Here is a 23420-nt window from a genome sequence, read left to right as displayed (position 1 = left end):
GGCTAGGGGGTGCAGCAGCAGCGCAGGAAGTCCTGGACCACGACGGCCGAGAGGTCGTCGGTGCAGGCGTTGACTCCGGTGCCTTGCGGAGTGTGTCGATCACAGCTCCCTGCATTTCCGTACTGCACCCACGAGACGCTGCTCGGGCCACAGCCCTGGGCAACACAGCTCCGCCCCTGTGCCGCACAAACAGCATCGCACGTGGTCACTTCACTCGTCGGCACACAGTCACTGAGGGTCGGAGAACACTCGCCGTCCGTGCAGGCGCCGATCACCTGCGCAAAGGTCGTGCAGGCGTTACCGCAGCTTCCACAGTGGCGATTGTCGGTCTGGAAGTCCTCGACACAGTCGCTGTCTCCGCACGGAGTGCCGCTGAGACAGATGCACGTCTGATTGCTGTCGCAGGTGAGATCACCGAGACACTCGTTGCCCGCCAGGCACGGGCAGCTGGCCGTGCCATCGGTTCCCTGGCAACCACCGACCCCCTCGGTCGTGTCCGCGCTTGCGCTGCCGCTGGAATCGGCGTCCTCCGACGTGCTCGCGGTTCCATTCGCGCTCGAGGTTTCTCCCACCGTGGAGGTCGCGGTGGCGGTCGAGGTGGCGGTGGTGTCCTGGGGCCGCACACACAGCCCGGAGAGGCAGACGAGCCCTGCGAAGCAGGGAGTGGGGGTGCTGCACTCGCAGCCCTCCGTTCCCGGCGTGCATCCCTCTTGTGGCTCGGACTGACAGGAGATCGACGAGGCGGCGCTTACCGCCATGCCGAGGATGAAGCACCGGGACAACCAGGCTCTCATGGTCCAGCGAGGGTAGCGCGGCCACTCGAGCTTCCACAACAGAACACCTTCTCCTGCACCAACGAGGTCACCCGTGCCTGAAGAAACACCTTGCAAGTGTCCGCCGAAGGCACCGGAGATCGCGGCCGGCCTGGCATCGCTCCCGCGGCAGCGCCAGACGTTCAGCAACGTACGTGGGGCCACGCTACGAACGATGAGGAGCAAGGCCGCCCTGTCGGCATGGCGCGCCGAGGATGCTGACCTCGGCCTCCTGCTCGTGGAGGGTTGGTCCTACGTGGCCGATGTCCTGGGGTTCTACGACGCCATCGTCGCCGACGAGTCGTACCTCGGCACCGCCAAGCGCGACCGCGGGCTCACCCGCTTGCTGGGGCTGCTCGGCTTCCGACCCCGTCCGGGTAGCGGCTCGGCCGCGAGCATCAGCGTGAGCGTGTCGGGCAATAGCTCCGTCCCGATCCCTCTCTCTGGAGTTCGTAGCGAGGCGATCGACGATGAGCCGCCCCAGGTGTTCGAGAACGCGGCGACTGCCCTGGCCCATCCGGCGGTCAACGGCTGGGCGGTCGCGCCGATTCGAGCGACTACGGTGGGCACCTCCTCGGAGCGCCTGTTGCTGGAGCCCGAGAGCGGAGTCGGGCTCTCTCGCGGCAGCCTCGTCCTATTCCGCTGGCCAAGCGACGGCGAGACGCGCCTCGATGCGGCTCGGGTCCTGTCGGTGAGAACGGTCCGAGAGTCGACCGGGCGCACTCTCATCGAGGTCCAGGTCGATTATCCGCCACTATTTTCATCGCTCACACATGTGGACGACGTCGAGATCCTCGTTCCCTCGAATTCGGCATCGCCTTCCACGTACGATCCCGTCTTGGGTGGTTTCTCCGTGATCAAGACTGGTAACTACGTGCAGGGGTTCTACCTTGACGCGGTATATCGCGCGCTCAAGACGGGACAAGCGGTGATCGTGGAGAAGGACGAAAACGCGGGTCCTTCGTCGGTGGAGGGAGCAACGATCAACTATCTCATTGAAGGAAAGACCAGTGCATCCGTAATCATCGCCTCGGGTGATCCCGACGTGGTTGCACCGGTGACCTTGATTGGCTTCACCAAGACGCTCGGTTTCACGGACGAGAGCGTCGCCATCTACACCATCCACTACGGCCTCGTCCGCGCCGGCCGCCTCGTCCGCGCCGCCAACACCACGATCACCAACAACGACCTCCCCGCCCAGGGCGTTGCGCTCGAGGGCGTCAACGAGCTCCCGCCCGAGCCGTTCCGCAGCGGCACCTTCTTCCTCGTCGGTGCCGACGGCGAAGCGGTGAAGGTCCAGGGCGAGGTGGTCCCTGACGGGATCCCGGGACGCCTGCGCTTCAAGCTGAGCGAAGGCCAGACCTTCCCCGGCTCGCTGCGCGCTCCGGTCACCATCCGCGGCAACGTCTTCGAGGTCACTCGCGGTGAGACCGTCGCCAACGAGCTGCTGGGCTCGGGCGACTCCAGCACGCCGTTCCTCTCGTTCAAGCTGGCGCGGAGGGACCTGACCTACCTGCCCGACCAGAGCCGACCGGGCCGGCTGGCATCCACGCTGCAGGTGCGGGTCAACGGGATCCTCTGGAAGGAGGTCGACAGCTTCTTCGGCCAGGGCCCGAGCGACGAGGTCTACACCGTCCGCAACGACATCGACGACGGACGCGCGGTGGTGACGTTCGGCGACGGCATCCGCGGGCGGCGAGCGCCGACGGGGACCAACAACATCGTCGCCAACTATCGCGCGGGCGTGGGCGCGACCCGGCCGCCGGCCAACACGATCAACTCGGTGGCGGGGGCGATCAAGGGCGTGCTGAGCGTGACCAACCCGCGGCCCGCCGAGGGCGGCTCCGATCCGGAATCGCCACAGACCCTGCGCACCTCCGCCCCCCGCGAGGCGCTGCTGCTCGGTCGCCTGGTGTCGGTGCAAGACTTCGAGGCACGGGCACGGATGGAGCCGGGGGTGGTGACGGCCCGCGCCCAGTGGACGTGGGACGACGTCGAGCACTGCGCCCTGGTGCGGATCGTCTACGTCGGCACCCCGCTTCATGCCAACCTCGAGTCCTCGATTCGACTGCAGGCCGAGCCAGGCGTGCGCTTCAGCCTCGCCGAGGCCACGCCCCGAGCGGCCACGCTCGCCGTGGGAGTTCTCGTCGACACGCGCTTCGTGGAGTCGGACGTCGCGCAGGCGGTGGAGGATGCGCTGCTCGACGAGGACACCGGACCGCTCGTCCCGCAGAACATGGGCATCGGGCAGACCGTGTACCGCAGCGTCGTGTTCGAACGGATCCTCCGGGTCCCGGGTGTCGTCTCGGTGACGAGCATCTCGCTGTTCGTGGCCGGCAGCGCGGTCGACATGTTCACTGCCTGCGCCGGGGCCGATCCGGGCGACGGAGCCTACTTCGCCTTCGACGCGGCGAGCATCACGGTGTCTTCGGTCGAGTCGACCGACCCCGTCCACGCCTGCGGTCCGTAGTTGGTCAGGAGCTCACGATGATCATCGACCCCAGCCCCGCCGACGACCGATTCGCGCAGTACTTCACCGAGAAGCTGTGGGACTGGATTCCACAGGTCTACAAGGCGGAGGACGGTGCGTCGTCGAACCCCAACCCGGGCGTGCTCCGGGCGCTGATCGAGTCGATCGGCGAGCAGGCCGCGAGCTCGCGGCGAAGCATCGATCGCCTGTGGGAGGACCAGTTCATCGCGTGGTGCGACGACTGGGCCATTCCGTACATCGGGGCGCTGGTGAAGACTCGGCTGATCTCGGCGCTCAATCGTCGCGGCCAGCGGGTCGACGTGGCGAAGACGATCTTCTACCGGCGGCGGGCCGGGACGCCGCTGGTGCTCGAGACCCTCATCCGTGACATCGCGGGGTGGGAAGGGGTGATGGTCGAGAGCTTTCGCCGGATGGTGCGAGCTCGCCATGGCCTGGACCCACGGCCGCTCCCCCTGCGAGGGCGGCTCACCGACACGCAGCCGGGAGGATGGGCCGACCTGCGGCGACCGGTGGGGGTGGAGCTGCTCGATACTCCGTGGGACGAGCTGTCGCACCTGTTCGACCCACGCACGCTCCGCGGTCGCGACGGGCGCTACGACATCGCCAGGCTGAACTTCCACCTCTACCGCCAGCGAGCGTTCATGGTCAGGGGAGTCGATCCCTATGCACTCGATGACAGCCGGTTCACGTTCGACCCCACGGGACGTGACGTGCACCTGTTCCAGCCGAACTCGAGGCCAGTGCCGTGGACGCCCGCGAAGGAGCACGAAATCGCCGGCCCGATGCGGTGTCGGCTGCTCGGCGACGCGGAGTACCTCCTGTCGCAGTCGATCATCGAGGGGCTCACCGCCACCGAGGCGCAGCGCGAGGCGCTCGAGCGGATCCTCGACCTGAGGCTTCGCGGTGAGACGCGGCTGACCACTCGCCTGCAAGTCATCTTCGAGGAGACCGGCGAGGACGTCACGACGTTGCTCGATCAGATCCTGCAGGCGGCACTCACCGACGCCTCGGGCAAGTTGCACCTGTACCCCGCCGCACTCGCGGTCGAACGCGATCGTGACGTGGTCGAGCGGTGGGTGGTGGAGGCCGGCAACCTCGCGGAGTGGGACACGTGCCTGCCTCAGCCCTTCGACACGACGGTCGCGGTGTTCATCGACTCCGAGCTCGGACGCCTGTACCTGCGGACGCCCGTCCCGGACGAGGAGGTGCTCACCCGGTACCACTATGGCCTGCTCGGGGAGCTCGGGGCCGGGACCTACGATCGCGAGGCGTTCGTGCAGCTCTCGACCACGGGCACCTCCTGGTCGGACGGAGGGGCGGCGGCCGCCGCCGATCCCACCGCGATCAACACCTTCTTCGACAGCCGCACCTACTTCTCCACGGACACGGGCTGGGCCGGGATCAGCGGCGCCGTCGTGCAGGCCGGCAACTACGAGCGACCGTACCTCGAGCTCCGGCCGAGCGTGGGCAGCACGTTCACGCTCGACTCGCTCGATGCCAGCGCCACGCTGGACTACGACGGCGTGTGGCTGGGCACGGACGGGGGCGGCACCGGGATCGGCGAGCTTCGGATCGGCAGCGACTTCACCCGCATCACCATCCGGCACTGCACCCTCGATCCGGGGGGTGTCCGGGCCGACGGCACGCTGATCCCTCGGCTGCGGTTGGTCGTCGCGGGCAACGTGGATCTGCTCGAGATCGAGTCGTCGATCGTGGGAGAGATCACCGTCGATGCCGGCGCAGGGGGCCTCGTCGAGCGGCTGGTGCTCCGTGACACGATCGTCGCGGCGCCGAGCGTCGGCGTGCCCGCGATCGAGCTCGGGCTTGGCACGGTCGAGATGGAGCGCGTGACGGTGCTGGGCGGGGTCCGGGTCAATCGGCTGTTCGCGAGCGAGGCGCTCATCGCCGGAGAGCTGACCGTGACCGACAACCAACACGGCTGCTTCCGCTTCAGCGCCGCGCCTCCGGACAGCCTGCACCCCCCGCCCTACGAGTCGCACTTCCTCGAGCTCCCGGCGCAGTACTTCGTGTCGCAGCGGTTCGGCGACGCGGGCTTCGCCCAGCTCAGCGATCTCGCACCCGAAGCGATCAGGCGCGGCGCCGAGAACCGCTCGGAGATCGGGGCCTGGAGCGCGCTCATCGGGCCGATCCGACGAGATGGCCTCCAGGCCAAGGTCCGCGAATTCCAGCCGGTCGGGCGTCTGCCCCAGTTCATCAACGAGACCTGACGAGCCCCTCATGGCGACCAAGGACATCAGTCGGCGGCTCTTCCGCCCCACGCAACGCTACCTCGGCGCACGCATGCAATCCGGCCGCGTGCTCCTCGACTCGTGCTGGAACGAGGGTGACGACGAGCGTGCAGAAGCGCGACGGCGCATCACGTCGGATCAGGTGGGCTGCTCGGGCAGCCCCGACTGCGGCTTTCGGCTCTCGTTCTGCTCCCCCTACAGCATCATCTCCCCCGGGGTGATGTACGCCGGCGGGATGCGGTTCCAGCTCGATGCGCCGCGGTACCTGATGGGACAGCCCGATCTGCTCAAGGGACCGCTGCTCGAGCTGTTTCAGCGAGGGGAGATCGAGCTCGACTGGCAACCCTCGTTCCCGATGCTCGTCTACCTCGAGGGCTTCGAGGCGCCGGTGACTCCCACGGAAGATCGGGAGCTGTTCGACCCCGCGCTCGGAGGGGTGGACACCACGGTCCGCAACCGTCGGTTCGCTCGGGTGCTCTTCGATCCGCGCGAGCCCGACGAGGACGCGACCTGCGAGTCGCTGTGGCAGCGGTTCGCGACCGATCCGCCGTTCTGCCCCGGGGCGCGGCTCGAGGATGATTGCACGCTGACCTCACCGGTACGACTGACGGTCGGCTTCGTCGACGACCTCGAGGCCGATGACGAGTGCGAGCGCTGCGAGCCGGGGTTCCGGCGGGGGTACCGGCTCGCAGAGCCCGAGGCGATCCGGGTGATGCTCACCCGCGACGGCAAGAGCTTCACGTGGGGCTTCGAGAACGCGGCGCCGCTGCTGCGCGTCAACGTCGTCGGCAAGCAGGTGGAGCTATTGACCGCTCCGCGGGACGAGTTCCATGCGCCGCAGCCGGGGCAGACCGTCGAGATCCTGAGCTGGGGGGCGCTGCTCCCCAACGGGGAGAAGACCGCAGAGCCGGTCGGGTGGTTCACGACCATCGAGCAGGTCCAGGGAAACATCCTCGTGCTCGCGGACGACCCCACGTTCCAGGTGACGCGGGTGCATCCCCTGCTGCGGGGGCAGTACCCCGAAGCGGAGCAGCACGCGATCCAGTGCGACACCCACTTCTACATGCGGCTGTGGCGGCGCGGAGCCGACCGCGAGTCGCCGGCCACACAGCCCATCGTGGCCGACGACGGCGCGACCGAGCATCGCCTGGGGTTCACCGGACTGACCGTGCGCTTCGACTTCGACACCGGAGCGAAGCACGGTTGCTCGGGTGACTATTGGGTCGTCGCGGCTCGCCCCGAGCACTCTGCGGTGGTCGTGCCGTGGACCTTGCTCGAGGGCGAGCGGCCCCACGGTCCCAGGCGGGCCTATGCGCCGCTCGCCATCGCCCGGCTGGTCCCGAACCAGCTCGAGGAGCTGAATGCGGTCACCGGCGGGGGCTTCGTGGCCACCGCCACCACGCAGACCAGTAGCTCCGCGCTGCCCACCACGCAGACCGGTGGCTTCGTCGTCGCCAACGTCGCCACCGTCAGCGGAGTTGCGGCCGGGGTCGGCAACCTCGCCGCCGCCGATTCACCCTGTGACGACCTCGGCGTGGGCCTCGTCGCCGCCACCGGGTTCTCGTGCACGCCCTCGTCCACGTCGAATGTCACCGCGGCGGGGTCACAGTCGAACGTGCTCCAGCGCGTCGGGCTCGGCGACGAGCAGGGGCCGGTCGAGCTCGTCTACCAGGATTGTCGGCGTCGGTTCCGGCCGCTCACGCGCCGCAACGGGTGCTGCACGGTGACCGCCGGGCCTGGTTGCGCATACGAGACGCTCCAGGACGCGATCGATGCGCTGCCGGGCGAAGGTGGACGGGTCTGCCTCGTACGCGGCACCCTGAGCGGCCGCGTCGTCATCGAGGGCCGCCGCGACATCGAGATCGTGGGCAGCGGTCCGAGCAGCATCGTGACCGTGGACGAGGAGGCCCCGGGGACCGAGCCCGTCATCGACGTTCGTGACTGCGAGCGCATCACCTTTCGGAGCCTGGCGGTCGTCGCCCACGGCGTGCTCGGCATCCGCGTGTGGCGGACCGCGGGCAGCGAGACGCCATCGGCCACGCGGCTGCGCGAGGTGACCGTGCGCGCCCAGTCGCACGTCGGGGCCACCGTGTCCGGCGCACGTGCGGCGGTCTCCATCGTCAATGGAGATGGCGACCGCATCGAGCGCTGCCAGCTCGAGATGGACGGGACCGCGACGGGTCTCGAGCCCATCGTCTACGTGTGGGGGAACGATCAGCGGGTCCGCGACAGCAAGCTCCTGACCACCAGTGGCGACGATGCGATCGCGTGGGGAGGGCTGCAGATCGACGGCGGCTCCAAGCGCGTGCGGATCGTGGACAACCGCATCGAGGCCGGGCTGGGGCATGGCATCACGCTCGGGGGCGTCGCCACCCACGACTCCCCGCCTCCTGAACCCCCGCTGTCCGAGAGCGACCGCATGACGATCGGCTCGACCATGGTGGACACGACCGGGGCAGCACCGGTCGTCAGGCTCCATCCCGCGCCCGCGGGGGTGCAGGTCGCGGTCCCCACCGGAGCTCTGTCTCGCATCGAGCTCCGCCGCAACGTCATCGTCGGCATGGGCACCTCCGGCATCGCCGTCGCCGGGTTCTTCGACGGGAGCCTGCCCGAGCCCGCGTCGCCCTACGTCCTCGTCGATCGCCTGGAGATCGTCGACAACACGATCGAGGAGAACCTGCGGAGCGCCCCCCAGTATCCGACGCTGACGAGCCTCGACGCGGTGTCGACCGCGGCCGCGGGAGGGATCGTGCTCGGGGCCGCATACCGGACTCGCATCCGAGGCAACGTGATCCGCTCCAACGGCTCGTTGCGAGAGGAGCCGGTGGTCGGAGTCTTCGTGCAGCTCGGTGTGGTCGAGATCATCCGCAACCAAATCGACGGCAATGGTCTCAACCTCGTCACGGCCGAAGCATCCAGCCCGACCCTCGGGGTGCGGTCCGGCATCGCGATCCCGCGGGTGGTCGTGCCCCTCGATCCAGACACGGGTCACCCCATCGCCATGCCTGGAGCCCGGATCGTCGACAACGTGATCCGGGTCCCCGAGGGCAAGGCACTGCAGGTCTCCACGGTTGCCGGGCTCGCGATCCAGCGCAACGACATGCACACGCGAGGTGACAACGCACCGCTCGACTTCCCGACGCAGTACGAGGTGATCGTGGGCGACCTCAGCTCCGTGGGATCGGGCGCCGCGGTGGACGTCCGGGGGCTGCTCGACATCCCTCACGCGGTGGATCCCGACCAGCCAGCCACGGGAGGCACGGCGGGGACGGACCCGTTCGGTGGGGCGATCCTGTTCGAGGACAACCAGATCACCCTCGACTGGCCCGACAAGGACTCGGGGACGACGGTCTCCTCGGTCATCATCGCCACCCATGAGTCGACGGTGAGCTTCCTTCGCAACCAGCTCCTCACCCGGACCCACGCCCCCTTGCCGGCGGAAGCGGAATTCGCGGAGTTCGTCTCCGAGTCGTCCAACAACACACCGACGCTCGTGGTGTGTCCCTGCATCGTGGAAGGCTTCGCGGTCCAGGTCAGCGACAACCGGATCAACGAGGGCTACTTCGAGTCCGGAATCTCGGCGCTCGTGTGGACCCTCGGCTTCGGCAACGTCACCGCCCAGAACGCATCGACTCACTGCGTCGTCGTCGGTGCCACCGGGGCCGGCATCGTGCCGATCGACCTGCTCAACGACGAGCTCGTCAACACCGAGGTCGTCGGTGGTGCTCCCTTCTGCGAAACGCTCTCCGTCGGCCGGACCGTCGCCGGCGAGCTCGTCTCCTACACGATCAGCTAGCCATGGCCACCCACGACATCACTCGTCATCTCCTGCAGCCGCGCAAGCACTACTCGAGCGTGCGCATGCAGCAGCGGCGCACGATCACCGACGCCGATTTCGGCGAAGGCGAGGAGATTCGAGCCGAGGTCGAGCGCCGGACGCTGGTCGATCTGATCGGCGAGTCGGGCAGCCCGGACCTCGGCTACCGGGTCGATCCCGGCAGCCTCGTGACCCTGCCCGACGACACGATCGACTTCGCGCTGTCGGCCGGTCGCTTCTACGTGGGCGGGCAGGCGCTCGAGCTGTTCGAGGACCAGCGCTTCCGGTTCCAGCGCGACTGGCTGCAGCACCAGAGCCACTACCGGCTGGAGTTCCCCACCGAGACCCGGCAGGACGTCGTGTTCGTGCTGGCCTGGCAGGCGGTGGTGACCCCGGTCGAGGACGCCGAGCTCTACGAGGCCTCGCTCGGTCCCCACGTCGACGCCTCGGTCCGGCTCCGGCAATTCGCTCGCGTCTTCGCCCTCGCGGACGTCACCGGGGACGACTGCGACCAGGCGTGGGCGGATGCCGCGGCCTCGTTGCTGGCCGACCTGTGCCCCGGGGCGACGCTGTCGTCCGACGGTGAGGTGCTGTCCCCGATCCGGCTCACCGTCGGGTTCAGCGGCGACACCGAGACCGAGGACCCCCATGCGCCATGCGTGGACGGTCCCGCGGGTGGCTACCTCGCGGCCGAGAACCAAGCGATCCGCGTGATGCTCGTCGACGATGGCACCCGGTACACCTGGGGCTTTCACAACGGCTCGCCACTCCATCGCGTGCGGCTCTCGGGCTCGACCGTCACCCTCGAGAACCCGCCCGACCGCGAGGAGCTCCAGCTGCTTCGGGGGCAGATCGTCGAGCTGCTCCCGTTGGGGGCACTGCTCGACAACGGAGAGAAAGCTGCCGAGTCGATCGGGTTCTTCACTCGGGTGACTCGGTCGTACGACGCACGTGACGCCACCGTGGAGCTCGAGGCGGTCCCCATGGCCGGGACCTATGTGGACGACTGGTCGGGACACCCCGACGAGGAGGACCTCCCGGGTTCCGCGGGGTCGTACTCGTTCATGCGCGTGTGGAATCGCGGCAGCGACCGGACCTCGGATCCCGTGATCGAGCTGCCCGTTCCGGGCACCCCCCTCGTCCTCGGCAACACCGGCCTGACCGTGGAATTCTCGGAGTTGCAGGGGTGCCCGGGCGACTACTGGACCATCGCCGCTCGCCGCGACGAGCCTTCACGCGTCGTCCCCTGGGATCTGCAGGACGTCACCGGCGCCGCTCCTCACGGGCCACGACGCTTCATGGCTCCGCTCGCTCGGATCCGGTGGGAGGTCGATGCGGGCAGCGGGAACCTGAGCTTCGACGTCATCGACTGCCGACCGCGCTTTCGGGCGCTGGCCGAGCGCTCGGTGTGCTGCACGTTCACCGTGGGCCAGGGCGCCGGGAGCTGTGAAGGAGGCTTCTCCACGATCCAGGCCGCGATCGATGCGCTCCCGACCACGGGGGGCACGATCTGCGTGCTGCCGGGCGTCTATCCCGAGCACATCCGAATCGACGGGCGAATCAACGTGCGCATCCACGGCTGCGGCCCACGAACGCGGATCGTCAATCCCCTCGGGGCCGGCCAGATCGCGTCGAGGCAAGAGCCGCCGCTGGTGCTCGTGTGCAACAGTCAGCGCGTCACGATCGAGGATCTCGCCGTGGAGGCCGATGGAATCGTGGGCATCCGCGTGGCCCACGGCACGCAGAAGAACGCGCTGGCCCCACGAGCGCTCGCGCTGCGCAACCTGTCGATCACCGTTCGCGAGGCGACCGTTGCAGGGACGACGCTGGAGGTCTCGCAGGCCCGCAGCGCCCTCGAGCTGTTCGACGCATACGCCGTGCGCGTCGAGGACTGCGAGCTGCACATGAACGCGCCGCTGAGCGTGTTCCCGGCCGCATTCCTGCTCGGCACCACCGTGTCCCTCGAGAGGTGCCGGGTGATCACCAGGGGCACCTCCATCGACGCCCAGCCCTGGGGAGGGGTGCAAGTGCCCGGAGGGGCGAGCGACGTCACCATCTCCGATTGCGACATCGAGGGCGGGCTCGGACATGGGATCACGCTCGGGAGCGTCAACTATGCGCCGCTGAGTGCGGCAGGCCTGCCCGCGACCACCCAGCAGTTCGCGGTGCCGGTCGGGGTGGCGGCCATCCAGGTCGACGAGGGGGTCGGCGCCGTCGCCCTGTTCGCCCAGACGCTGCGCGAGGACGACACGCCCTACTTGCCGGTCCCGGGGCCGCTCGTCTCGCGTGTGCGGATCGTGGGCAACCGCATCCAGGGGGCGCGCACCAGCGGAATCGCGGCGGCGGCGTTCTGGCCCTCGGCGTCCGTGGAGCCCTCGCTGGCCTCCGCGATCTCGATCGCCGATCTGCGCATCGAGGACAACGAGATCGAGGGCAATGGCTTCGTGATGCCGCTCGTGGCCCAGGTGGCGGCCACGATGCGAATTCCCGGATCCGGTGGGATCGCGCTGCCGGCCGTCGCGGGGCTGCGGGTCGTCGACAACCGGATCGTCGGCAACGGGAGGACGTTCGTCGACCCCACGGTGGGGCTCTATGTGCTCGAGGGCGCGGCGATCGAGATCAGCGGCAACACGATCATGGGCAACGGCTACCGGAGCTCGGGCTCCACCGTCATTCGCCGGGGCCGACGTGGCGGGGTGGTGATCATGCGCGCCATCACCCAGGGGGGCGACTTCCTGTCCGGCGATGCGTCCCTGATGGAGCACCTCCCCGCGGTCCCCCGCCACGCGCTGGTCGTCCGCGGCAACGTGATCGAGCAGCCCGAGGGCAAGGCGCTCTACGCCCCCGATCTCCAGGGCGATGCCTTGATCGAGGGCAACACCCTGAGCTCGCAGGGCGATGACGTGCCCTACGTCGAAGCGCCCGAGGAACTCCAGCTGGAGGTCTCGGTCCTGGGCACGACCGCCGGCACCGACCGTCGCGCGCGCACGGGCCACGGTGCGGTCGTCCACCTCCGCAACAATGTGCGCTCGCTCGACGCCTTCCCGAAGTCGTCGCTCGGACAGCTCGGCTCGCGCATCGGCTTCAACGCCAACCAGGTCTTCCTCGACTGGCTCGATCCTCCGTTCGCGGGGCCCCAGCTGTGCGCGGTGTCGATCGATGCGCTCTACGACGAGACCGGTGTGACGGGTGGAGACGACGGGGCCGGCGACGTCTCGGTCGTGGGCAACCAGTTTCAGGCCGTCATGCACGGCACCGATGATCCCGTCGTCCTGAGGGATCCCACGCGCAACCTCCTGCTGTCGCAGGTCATCGCGCTCGGTCGTAGCGTCCGGTTGGTCTCCAACCGGATCGCGGCGGGTCGCACCGACACCATGCTCTCCGCGTTCGTGTGGGGAGCTGGCGTCTCCCCGTGGGGCAGCCTCAACGTCGCCACGCACTGCATCGTGGGAGAGCCCTCCGGTGCTCCCTCCGCCGTGCTCGACAACGCAATCCTCGAGCCGGCGGGCACGTCCTGCAACTTCCTCGTCGCCAAGTCGACGGGCCAGCGTGCCTGGCTCGTGACGGAACTATAGCCGACCCGATTCACGAGCTCCGAGCCATGGGTACTGCCGACATCACTCGTCTGTTCGACCAGCCCTCGAAGCACTATGTGGGGGTACGGCTGCAGCGCGGCCGCGTCGTGACCGATGCGGACTTCAACGAGCGCCAGCTCACCGAGCTCGCCGACGTTCGCGCGACATTGCTCGACATCATCGGCCCCGCGGGGACGCCCGACGATGGCTTCCGGATCTTCGATCCGGTGAGTGTCGACATCGGCGGAGAGGCCCGGGTCGAGTTCTCGATCGACGCGGGGGTGATGTACGCGGGTGGCCTGCGCTTCGAGCTCGACCAGGTCGAGACGGCTCGGTTCCAGAGCGACTGGCTGCAGCAGCGGCCCGAGGACCTCGCGCCTTGGCCACTGCTCTCCGGCACCCAGACGCGCACGGATCTCGTGTACCTCGAGGCCTTCGAGGAGACCGTGACCGCTCGAGAGGATCGTGAGCTGCTCGAGCGGGCGCTCGGCGGCGCCGACACCAGCACCCGCCGTCGCCTTGGCCACCGGGTCCGCGTGCTGGCCGACGTCGCCATCGAGTCTTGCGACGAGACTCGAGCGCTGCTGTCGACCACGTACTACGACCAGTGCCGCTATCGCATCGACCCCAGCACCAGCGCGCTGGCCCCCGTCGAGCACAGCCTGCGGCTGCAGCTCGAGCCCCTGCCACTCGAGACCGCGTCGGGCCCGTGTCCCCCGTGCGAGCCGGATCCGCAGGGCCCCTTCCTCGGGGCGGGCCATCGGGCGATCCGTGTGATGGTCAGCGTCGACAACCGATCCTACACCTGGGGGTTCGACAACGGCGCACCGCTCCATCGCGTGACCATCGATCCGGTCGGGACGGTGACGTTCCTCGACCTCCCCGTCGATCGAGCTCACTTCCCGAGGGCGGGGGAGGTCGTGGAGATCCTCGGGTGGAGCCGCTTGCTACCCAACGCTGAGAAGGTCGCGACGACCACGGGTGTGCTCACCCGAGCCGCCACTGCACTCGATCCGTCCACCAACACGCTCGTCCTCGAGGAGCCGCTGGCTCCCGACGCGCTCGTGACGAGCTGGCCGGGACATCCCAGTGAGAGCGAGCTGCCTGGCTCCGAGGGACTGACCTACTATCTCCGTGTCTGGGACCGGGGGCCGATCGGCGAGACGCCACCGAAGCCGCTGCTGCCGATCGTCTCGGGGGCGATCCAACCCCTGGGCCAGACGGGGCTCGGCCTGCGCTGGAGCGGTGACCGAGGGTGCCCGGGGGACGCCTGGGTGATCGCGCATCGACCGGGGACCACCCATCGAGTCATGCCATGGGTGCTCGCTCGAGAGCCGGTGCCCGCCGCCGAGCCTCGCCGCTTCGTGGTCCCCCTCGCGCTCGTGACCTGGAAGGTCGAGGGTACGAGCGTCGTGGTCGATCGCGTTCACGACTGCCGCGCGCGCCTGCGTCCGCTCACCTGTGACGGCCCCTGCACGTTCACGGTGGGAGGCAAGGGGGGCCCGGAGGCGGGCAACTTCTCCACGGTCCAGGCTGCGATCGATGTCTTGCCTGCGGAGGGTGGTCGCATCTGTGTGATGCCGGGCAAGCACGAGGGGCGGTTCACGCTCCGCGATCGAAGCAACGTGGAGATCGTCGGCTGTGGGCCACGCTCGCGCTTGGTGGTCGCGCAGCAGGACACCGACACCGAGCCCCTCGGGTTCCTCTGCGACGTCCAGGATGTTCGCATCGCCGACCTGGCGATCGAGCCGCGGGGGGTCGCCGGGCTGCAGGTCCAGGAGGACGAGCCAGGCGGGACCTCCGATGTCGTGCTCGAGCGGCTGGTGATCCAGACCGCGCCCTCCTCGGTCGCGCAGGCGAGCCCGAAGTCCGCGCTCGAGCTGCTGGGAGGCGAGCGGACGCGGGTGCGGAGCTGCCGGCTGGGCATGCCCCGTGGTGAGCCAAGCCTGCACCCCGTGGCCTTCCTCTCGGGCCGGGACGTCACCTTCGAGGACAACGTCGTCGAGTGCTCGGGGGTGTTCGATGACGGGTGTCGCGCCTGGGGGGGAGTGCAGCTCGGCGGCGACGCGCTCGGGGTGTGCATCCGCGGCAACACGATCCGCGGCGGCTTCGGCCATGGGATCACGCTGGGCTCGATCATCTACGACATCGCCCGAACGACCACCAAGGCGGTGCCCGTGGGCTGTGCCGCGATGACCTTCGCGTACGGGCTCGATCCGCGCCTGAGCCTGGAGGTCCTGCAGTCCGCCGCCGGTGAGCTCGGCACGCCGGAGCCCAGCGGCGTGCTCGACGACGTCGTGATCCGGGACAATCTCATCGAAGATCAGGGAGGCTCCGGGATCTCCGTCGTTGCGTTCTGGCCGCTGCCGACGGACGGCCCACCCGACGCGCTCCTCGGCATCTCGCGCCTGCGCGTCGAGGACAACCGGATCCGACGGTGTCTGCTCGAGACTCCGCTCGATGTGCTGCCGCTCAGCTCCCTCGTGATGGCAGGCGGGGGGGTGTGCCTCGGTGACGTCGATGGGCTGCGAGTGGTCGGCAACGTGATCCGGGACTGCGCTCCGAACCGGGCGGGCTGCGGCCTGTTCGCCGTGCATGCATCGGAGGTGGTCATCGAGGGCAACGTGATCGAGTCCGTGGGAGTCGAGGGCGGCACGAGCGTCGGTGCCAAGGGAGGGATCGTGCTGTTCGGGGCATCGCCCTCCGTCGTCTCCAGCGAGCCGATTCCCGCCGCGGTGCGGGTGGTGGGCAACCGGGTGCAGCAACCATCCGGCCGTGCCCTCCAGGCCACGGTGGTCGGGGGCGCGCTGATCGTGACCGCCAACGAGCTCGGCTCCCGTGGAGACGATGCGCCCGGCCCCTCGTTGTCACCTGCGAGCCTGCAGGTCCAGGCCGGCCGGGTCAACGATCGCTCCGGGCTGTGCGTCGACCTCACCAACGGCGGGATGGCGTACGACTACCTCACCTCGCTCGACATCGATGATGGTGGCCCTCCGGATCCAGCGGTCTTCGACGACGGGCGGATCCTCTTCACCGACAATCACGTCACGCTGAGCTGGGAATCACGGGTCGCCCGCGGCCCGTTCCTGGCGTCGGTCCTGCTGCAGAGCCTGGACGAGACCGCCGTCGTCGGCAATCAGCTCGTGGCCAAGCTCGATGGGCCGGCCCTCTCCGATCCCTCCGGCTGGCCGGCGCTGACGCTCAAGCCGTCCTTCGCCATGGGCGACCGCCTGCTGACCCAGCTCTATGCGATCGGCATGACCGTGAAGATCGACGGAAACCGCATCACGGAGGGCTTGACCGACGCGCTGGTCTCGGCGGTGGGCATCGGGGTGCAGGAGTACTCGACCATGGCTCGCTTGAACCACTCCACCCACTGCGTCATCGCCGGGTGGATCGGCTCCGCCTTCAGCGACTCGAACCGCGTGCTCAACTTCGAGCTGATCAACCCCGTGGCTCCCTCGGGAGGCGAGAACATGTTCTGCGACCCGCTTCGGGTGTGCATCGATCCGCTCGATGGCGCCACGTTCGGGAGTTTTGCGTTCCAGGTCGAGCTCGATTGCGACGGACCGTGATGGAGATTCGTAGAGATGAGCAATTCACTGACCCAAGAGACGACCGACGTCTACGTCAAGCGGCTGCAGCTCGGTCTGGGCGTTGCCAGCCTGAGGTTGCAGCGGCTGGAGCGTGAGCTCGCCGAGCTCACGGCCTCGTTCGGTGCCAGTGCCTCGTACACGCTGATGGCGGAGCTACGAAGGGATCGGCAGCTCGTGCTGATCGACGCGCTCTCGGCCCGTCTCACCGCGCTTGGAGGGTCGTGATGCGCTGGGGATGCACCTGGGGATCGAGTTGGGGCTCGGGTACGTGCCCCGCCTGCACACCCTTCGTCCACGCGGATGGCGAGCCCAAGTTCCTCGTGGCCGTTCCGGTTGGACCGAGCATCGGGTCCCTGGTCGACGTGGGCCGATTCATCGGCACGGTCACGCAGGCACCCCAGTACTGGTACTTCGGCTCGATCGTCGCGGGCAAGCCGACGATCGACGACTGCTGACTGACACGAGCACGGAGGCGCCATCATGAGCAATCCGACCAGCCTGATCGATTTTTCGACTCCCCTTTCATCCTTCCTTGCAGACATGGTCAGCGACGGTACCTACGGGGACGTCATCGACGTGGAGAAGGTCGATGCGAGCGGTGCTGAAGCCACAGCCAGCCAGATCCATCAGGCCGCCGGACAGCTGTGGTCGAATCTCATCGACGACATGTTCAAGGCCACGTGGGATCGCCAGTACCTGGCTCGCAAGCTCTGGGGGGTCGCCGATGCCACCAGTCGCGATGCCCTGGCCAGCGGCACCGGCCTCTCCGTGGGCGACCTCGCCTGGGTCGACTCCCTCCAGCGTCTCTACCGAGCCGTGACCGTGAGCGCGACGTCGTCGACCTGGCTCCCCGTGAGCGGTCAGTCGGGACGCTCGGTGCTCTTCGACCACGACTTCACGACCTTCGCGTCGACGAACCTCAAGACCAGCGGGGATGGGGAGCAGTCGATCTCCGATGGCCCCAGCACGCTGGACCTCTACCTGTTCAACACGGCGAACGCGTCCTCGTTCGCCGTGGGGGCGAACGGCATCGAGATCGTGCCGCAGCTGACCGCCAACACGCTCGACGGCCCGGGCCTGGTGATTCCATTTCCCAGCCTCCTCGGCGAGGACTGGCTCGGCCGCCCGATGACGATCGAAGCCGACGTCGAGGTCGTGCTTGAGGAGGCCGACACGCGTGACGCTCGTCTCGGCATCGGCACTCCGCACTCCTCGGGGGCGGTCGAGGGCTCGTTGTTCTCCGGAGTCTCGCCCCAGGGAGCCACCGGCGGTCTGCTCTACGAAGTGGCCGGGCGCTCGGGCTCCTTCACCGCGGCCAAGGCCGGTCCCGGCGACCGCATTCCGCTGCGGCGCGGCCTTCGGCTCGACGTCCCGACCGGTGCTGGTGGCGTCACCGTGTGGGACGCGGCGACCTTCCCGGCCTTGGCCTCCAGCTGGGAGCTGGTCGGGCGCGTGGGCTTCCCCATCGCCAGCTCCGATCCCCGCGACATCGCCGTTGCGCCGTCCGGCGCAGCGCTCGGTGAGCCCACGTTCGGGGCGTTCTGCCAGATCTCGGCCACCGGCGCCGCCGTGGTCGGGACGAATGCGATCCGGATCCGTCGGCTGCGGGTCACCGCGTAGGGGTGCTCGATCGATGTCCACATACGCCTCGTCAATACCGGGACGAGGTCCCGCTTGATAGCGCGGGTGGTAGACGTAGGGCCGCTGGTGCGGTGGGGCAAATCGGCAAACGTTTGCCGATTTGGCGGAAAAAGCGCAGGGGCTTGGGGCTCCCAAGAGGCGGTCCATGACCTTTGGCGCGCCCTCCATGCCGCAGCCCATGAACCTCACCCGGCGCTCGGGCTCGCTCCACCGGCCCGCCGGTCCAGAGATGCACCCGCAGCCAGCCAGGTCATGGCCTAGTTGATGCTGACCTTGCTCCCCTTGATCGTAATCGGCCCGCTCCCCTTCACGTTCACCTTCTTGCCCTCGACGGTGATGTCGCCGTTCTTCTTGAGGATCATCTTCGCCGACCCCACGTGGATCGTGAGCTGATCGGCACAGTTGAAGGTGCCCTTCTTCTTGCACACGAGCACCATGTTGTCGCCCGACTCGATCTTCATCTTCTTGCCGGACTTCTGCGCCACGTCCACGTCGCCCTCGAGCGCGAGGTTCTTTTGGGCCTTGACGGTCACGTTCTTGGCGCCCTGGAACTTGCCGGAGAGACCCGCGGTGAACGACATCGCCCCCACCGCAGTGATGCTGCGCGAGGCGCCGACCTGCTCGCTGTAGAGCCCGCCCACCTTCACCGACTTCATCGCGCCCACGACCTCGTCGGACTTGAGCATCACCGTCTTCTTGGCGGTCTTGGCGATCGTCTGGGTGTGCGCGCCAGTGATGGTCTCGTCGTTGTTCTGGACGATCGTGGTGGTGCGGTTGCCGGTGACCGTGAGCTTCATGTCCTTGGTGATGCTCTCGGTGTGGTTGCCCTTGATGGTGATGGTCTTGTCGTTGTCGACCGTCTCCTTCTGATCGTGCTTGACGTGCTTGGTGCGGTCGTTGCCGATGGTGAGGGTCTCGTCGTGACCGGTGGTCTGGTTCTTGTCGTTCTCGGTCGCGATCGTGAAGTCCTTTTGGCAGTGGATGTAGACCTCCTCGCTGCCGCTCTGATCCTCGAAGCGGAGCTCGTTGCTGCCGTCGCCCGCGACCGAGTCGGTCTTGATGCCGCTCTGGGTCTTGTTGGCGGGCATGGGATAGGGATAGGCGTTGTCGCCGTTGTAGACGGTGCCGGTGACCAGCGGTCGGTCGGGGTCGCCGCCCAGGAACTCCACCACCACCTCTTGTCCGATGCGGGGGATGAACTGGAAGCCCCAGCCCGGGCCCGACCACTGCTGCCGCACGCGGACCCAGCACGACGACGTGTCGTCGTAGGTCGTCTCCTCCTCCCAGTGGAACTGCACCTTGATGCGGCCGTGCTCGTCGACGTGGATCTCCTCGCCCGAGGGGCCCGACACGATCCCGGTCTCGGGGCCGTGAGCGCGGGGCTTGGGCGTGATCTGACGCGGACGCATGGGGACGGCCAGCGGGATGCACTGGAACGAGTTGCGGTAGCGCGGCTGGTCGCCGCCGATCCCTCCGTCGGAGGTGGAGAGGATCTCCTCGGGGCACTCGCCGGTGTGCACCACGCGGGTGATGAGGAACTGCGTCTCGAGATCGTCGCGAACGTGGCGCTCGAGCTCGAACACCTTGCCGGCCATGAACAGGATCGCATTGCCCGAGCCGCGCCCGACCTTGCCGCGGGCCTGCGCGGCCTCGAGGTGGTCCTTGTTGCGGTCGGCCACGTCGTCGCTGATGTAGCGGCGATCGGTGTGCCGGTAGACGCGGCGGGTGTAGCCCTTGCTGTCGGCCTCGTCCTTTTGGTCCTCGAGCAGCGACAGCGGGGTGAGGAAGTCGTAGTCGCGGCGCCAGTGCGCGGTGGTGGTGAGGGTCTGCAGGAAGTCGAGGTTGCGGATCGACTCGAGGTCGGCCGTCTCGGGCCGGGTGACGATGATGGGGACCACCGCGGTGCCGTCGACGTTCTGCACCTCGGTGTAGTCCTCGTTCTCGTAGGCGAGCGTGAGGACCTCGTGGCCGGTGCCCTCTTCGTGCGCGAAGTAGTAGGAGATGCCCTCCTCCTCCATCAAGCGCACGCAGAAGTCGAGGTCGGACTCGCGGTACTGCACGCAGTAGTCGCGAGGGCTGGTGCCGCGGGCCTCGCTGCCCTTGTCGAGCGTGCGCTGGTACTGGCCGAGCTCCTCACCGAGTACCTGGTCGAGGATCTCGAGCACGCTCATGTCCTGGAAGATGCGCGAGTGGGTCTGCTGCCCCAGCAGGTGGAAGGCGGGAACCACGCGGACGTTGACGAACAGGTAGTCCTCGGAGCGGCCGATGTAGTCGACGGCGATCACGATCCCGTAGACGGTGCGCACGTGCTCGCCGCGAGTGATGTCGAGCTGGCACGAGGCCCCGAGGAACAGGTCGGTGTCGGCCGCGAGCTCGTCGGTGACGAGGTCGAGATCGAGGTCGTAGCAGCCGTTGATCTCCTCCATCAGCCGCATGCGATAGACGCGAAAGTCTCCGCTGGGGCCCTCGTCGCACTGGAAGTCGTACGCGACCTTGATGAGGGTACCGTTCTCGACTCCACCGCCGTCGTGCGCCATTCTCGGGAGTCTAGCAGGGGGCCCCCGAGGGCGTCCAAGTGGTCGAGATCAATCGAGATCGGGCGCGCGGAATCGACACCGAACGGCGTGGTCGCAACGCCGTCTATCCAGTGGATCGCTGGTCGGGAACGGGGACTGGCTCGGAGCCCAGCTCGGGGACCGGCTCGGGCCTTGGGACGAGCAGCAGCTCGACTCGCTCGCGGTGCTCGTCGCGGGTGCTCTGGTCGAAGCTCGGGTGCTCGTCGAGCAGGGCCAGCACCTGTCTTCGTGCGTCGAGCTCGCCTTGGTGGTCGCCGAGCTTCTCTCGCTCGCGCGCGACCAGGATCCACGCGATCAGCTCCTCGGGGCGGCCGGTGCCCTCGACGATCTCGAGCGCTCGCTGGGCGTGGTCGAGCGCCTGCTGGTGGTCACCCTTGCGCCCCAGCAGCTCGGCGAGGTTGTTGAGCGGGGCGGCGACCCGCGGGTGGCGCTCGCCGAGGGTGCTGCGGCGGATCTCCAGCGCCTGCTCGCACTTGAGCCGCGCCTCGTCGTAGCGCTCTTGCATGATCAGCACGTTGCCGATGTGGTTCAGGGTCTGAGCCACGAGGGGATGCCGGTCGCCGAGCAGCTCGTACTGCACCTGGTAGGCGCGCTGGTAGTGGGTGAGTGCTTCGTCGTAGCGCTCGAGCCGGTAGAACACGCCGCCGCGGTTGTGATCGAGGGCGGCCCGCCGCAGGAGGTCGTCGTCCAGGCGCTCGACGGCGGCCTGGGCAAAGCGGGCCAGGCGCAGTGCTTCTTCGGGTCGCGGCTGCTCCACGCCCACCACCCACACCAGGTCGATCCACGCATCGGCGGCGGTGGGCTCGTCGCGGCTGCGCTCGGCCGCCTCGATCGCCTCGACCAGCTGCTCCTCGGCTGCGTAGAAGTCGCCCATCAATCCCAGGGCCGCCGCCATGCGATGAGTCGCAGCGGCACGCAGCGGCGGGTATCCGACCGCGTCGGCTTCCTCGACCACACTGCGCGCCAGCCCGACCGCCTCTTCGTAGCGACCCCCCAGCTCGAGCGCGCGTGCCTCGGCGATCTGCCCGTAGCCGCTGCTGACGCGCGTGCGGGCCTCCGGGGTGGCTGGTGGCTCGGCGCGTGCGCTCAAGGCCGCCACGTCGTCGCAGGTATGAACGTCGCCGAGCGATTGCACCGAGACCATGGCGTTCTCGACCACGCGGGAATCGCCTCCCTCCATCAGCTCGGTCATGGCCTCGAGCTCGCGGATCTGGCGGCTCAAGCACGACACGCGCAGCTCGAGGGCCTCTGGCGTTTGCTCGCGCCGCACGTGGGTCGCCTCGCAGGCGTCGCGATACGCCGCCAGCCACCCCCGCGTCCAGTCGTCGATCTCGGCCTTCACACGCGGCCCGGCGGCACGCGCGTAGGGAGCCGACGAGCGCTCGAACACGTCTTGGATCGCCTCTTGACGCTCGCTGCTCCACGCCTGCTCCACGCGACCTTGGCCGCCCGTGCACGGGTCTTCGTCGGTGCCCAGCAGCGCCAGGGGGATCGCCACGCTCACCACGAGCGCGATCCCCCCGAGGAACGCGCGCTGCGGCACGCGAGAGCGCGAGGCCTGTCCGAGCGCGCCGAGCAGCTCTGTCATCGACGCGTAGCGCTGCTCGGGATCGGGCTGCAGCGAGCGCTCGAGCACCGCCACCACCCGCGAAGGCACCTTGGAGCCGCTGGGCACGGGACGCCAGCGGCCCTGCTGCTTGGCGCGCCGCATCTCGGTCATGGTGCCGGAGAACGGCCGCACGCCGAACAGCGCCTCGTAGAGGGTGACCCCGAAGCCGAACTGATCCGAGCGTGGGTCGGAGCCCTCGCCGCGGTGCTGCTCGGGTGACATATAGGGGGGCGTGCCCAGCACGGCGCCCTCGCGGGTGAGGTCGCTGGTGTCCCCGTCGTCCCAGCTTCCCGAGGGCCACCGATGCTCGCGCCCGCCCGACGGAGGCGAGCGCAGTGCCGCCGCGCGGGCCAGTCCGAAGTCGGACATGAGCACGCGTCCATCGTCGCCGATGAGCACGTTGCCGGGCTTGACGTCGCGGTGGACGATCCCCATCTCGTGGGCCGCGGCCAGGCCCTGACCGGCGGCCAGCATCACCTCGAGGACCTCGCGCCACTGCCGATGCCGCCGGCCGAGCCAGCGCCGGAGATCGCCCCCCTCGACGAGCTCCATCACGATGAAGATGCCCTTCGGAGGGACCTCGAGGCCGCCGGTGTCGAGGGCCGGGTCGAGGCCGAGGTCGGGCTCCTCGTATCTCGACACGTCGAACACGGTCACGACGTTGGCGTGCTGGAGCTTGGCCATGGCCTTCGCCTCGCGGATCAGGCGCTCCTCACCGCGATGACCGGCCTTGCGTCGCCCTTGCAGCAGCTTGATCGCGACCTTTCGATCGAGCTCCGGGTCGTAGGCCTTGTAGACCATCGACGTGCCGCCGCTGCCGAGCGGGCCCAGCAGGATGAAGCGATGCGACAAGATGAGCGGCTTGGCCCGGCGCGGATTGGGAGGGACGCGGGGCGGGCGGTCGTGCTGCGAGCTCAGCAGCTCCTCGTCGTCGCGCGTGGGCGTCTCCGAGTTCGGCGGCACCGTCGCAGGATAACCCGCGCGGACGGTCGCGCACGCGGCTGGATCCACCGCGAAGCCCGTGCGCGGCATTGGCCGGCGGCATCAGAGGGAA

At 68.6% G+C, this 23420-nt stretch carries 11 protein-coding genes; 8 read left to right on the top strand and 3 right to left on the bottom strand.

Features of this window, described 5'->3' with window-relative positions; all coding sequences use genetic code 11:
• Positions 1-2: 2 nt before the first annotated feature.
• A complete protein-coding gene (locus OEB96_RS42980) occupies positions 3-794 on the bottom strand; it encodes a hypothetical protein (RefSeq protein ID WP_266222780.1) in 792 nt (263 codons plus the stop codon).
• Positions 795-987: 193 nt separating this feature from the next.
• On the opposite strand from OEB96_RS42980, the gene OEB96_RS42975 reads away from it, so the two are divergent.
• From OEB96_RS42975 to OEB96_RS42940, 8 genes are all read left to right on the top strand, one after another.
• Positions 988-3282, top strand: a complete 2295-nt coding sequence (locus OEB96_RS42975; protein WP_266222779.1) for a baseplate J/gp47 family protein — start codon at positions 988-990, stop codon at positions 3280-3282.
• A 17-nt stretch (positions 3283-3299) separates the two neighbouring features.
• Positions 3300-5531 carry a hypothetical protein gene (locus OEB96_RS42970; RefSeq protein ID WP_266222778.1) on the top strand — a complete coding sequence of 744 codons (2232 nt, stop codon included), beginning with the start codon at positions 3300-3302 and terminating at the stop codon, positions 5529-5531.
• A 10-nt stretch (positions 5532-5541) separates the two neighbouring features.
• Positions 5542-9348, top strand: a complete 3807-nt coding sequence (locus OEB96_RS42965; RefSeq protein WP_266222777.1) for a hypothetical protein — start codon at positions 5542-5544, stop codon at positions 9346-9348.
• 2 nt (positions 9349-9350) lie between these two features.
• On the top strand, positions 9351-12944 hold the full coding sequence (locus OEB96_RS42960; protein WP_266222776.1) for a DUF6519 domain-containing protein: 3594 nt from the start codon (positions 9351-9353) through the stop codon (positions 12942-12944).
• Positions 12945-12970: 26 nt separating this feature from the next.
• Complete coding sequence (locus tag OEB96_RS42955) at positions 12971-16519, top strand: DUF6519 domain-containing protein (protein WP_266222775.1); 3549 nt, start codon at positions 12971-12973, stop codon at positions 16517-16519.
• A 15-nt stretch (positions 16520-16534) separates the two neighbouring features.
• Entirely contained in the window at positions 16535-16765 is a 231-nt protein-coding gene (locus OEB96_RS42950) for a hypothetical protein (RefSeq protein ID WP_266222774.1), read from the top strand.
• Positions 16765-16995, top strand: coding sequence for a hypothetical protein (locus tag OEB96_RS42945; RefSeq protein ID WP_266222773.1), 231 nt, complete (start codon positions 16765-16767; stop codon positions 16993-16995). Before OEB96_RS42950 ends, OEB96_RS42945 begins: the two co-directional genes overlap by 1 nt.
• An 85-nt stretch (positions 16996-17080) precedes the next feature.
• Entirely contained in the window at positions 17081-18160 is a 1080-nt protein-coding gene (locus tag OEB96_RS42940; RefSeq protein WP_266222772.1) for a hypothetical protein, read from the top strand.
• Between the two features lie 278 nt (positions 18161-18438).
• Here the strand turns inward: OEB96_RS42940 and OEB96_RS42935 are convergent, their stop codons facing one another.
• Together OEB96_RS42935 and OEB96_RS42930 are read right to left on the bottom strand one after the other, a co-directional pair.
• A complete protein-coding gene (locus OEB96_RS42935) occupies positions 18439-20718 on the bottom strand; it encodes a type VI secretion system Vgr family protein (RefSeq protein WP_266222771.1) in 2280 nt (759 codons plus the stop codon).
• A gap of 103 nt (positions 20719-20821) precedes the next feature.
• Positions 20822-23329: a tetratricopeptide repeat protein gene (locus OEB96_RS42930; protein WP_266222770.1), complete on the bottom strand. Its 2508-nt coding sequence runs from the start codon at positions 23327-23329 to the stop codon at positions 20822-20824.
• Positions 23330-23420 lie beyond the last annotated feature (91 nt).

Source organism: Paraliomyxa miuraensis, assembly GCF_026337845.1.
In the GTDB taxonomy this organism is placed as follows: Bacteria; Myxococcota_A; Polyangia; order Nannocystales; family Nannocystaceae; genus Paraliomyxa; species Paraliomyxa miuraensis.
The sequence above is the reverse complement of the archived record's forward strand: the minus strand, read 5'-3'. Positions and strand labels throughout refer to the sequence as shown.

What these genes read in the sequence shown, in the direction of transcription:
- OEB96_RS42980 (WP_266222780.1), bottom strand. Translation starts at nt 794, where the DNA reads ATGAGAGCCTGGTTGTCCCGGTGCTTCATCCTCGGCATGGCGGTAAGC.
- OEB96_RS42975 (WP_266222779.1), top strand. Translation starts at nt 988, where the DNA reads ATGAGGAGCAAGGCCGCCCTGTCGGCATGGCGCGCCGAGGATGCTGAC.
- OEB96_RS42970 (WP_266222778.1), top strand. Translation starts at nt 3,300, where the DNA reads ATGATCATCGACCCCAGCCCCGCCGACGACCGATTCGCGCAGTACTTC.
- OEB96_RS42965 (WP_266222777.1), top strand. Translation starts at nt 5,542, where the DNA reads ATGGCGACCAAGGACATCAGTCGGCGGCTCTTCCGCCCCACGCAACGC.
- OEB96_RS42960 (WP_266222776.1), top strand. Translation starts at nt 9,351, where the DNA reads ATGGCCACCCACGACATCACTCGTCATCTCCTGCAGCCGCGCAAGCAC.
- OEB96_RS42955 (WP_266222775.1), top strand. Translation starts at nt 12,971, where the DNA reads ATGGGTACTGCCGACATCACTCGTCTGTTCGACCAGCCCTCGAAGCAC.
- OEB96_RS42950 (WP_266222774.1), top strand. Translation starts at nt 16,535, where the DNA reads ATGAGCAATTCACTGACCCAAGAGACGACCGACGTCTACGTCAAGCGG.
- OEB96_RS42945 (WP_266222773.1), top strand. Translation starts at nt 16,765, where the DNA reads ATGCGCTGGGGATGCACCTGGGGATCGAGTTGGGGCTCGGGTACGTGC.
- OEB96_RS42940 (WP_266222772.1), top strand. Translation starts at nt 17,081, where the DNA reads ATGGTCAGCGACGGTACCTACGGGGACGTCATCGACGTGGAGAAGGTC.
- OEB96_RS42935 (WP_266222771.1), bottom strand. Translation starts at nt 20,718, where the DNA reads ATGGCGCACGACGGCGGTGGAGTCGAGAACGGTACCCTCATCAAGGTC.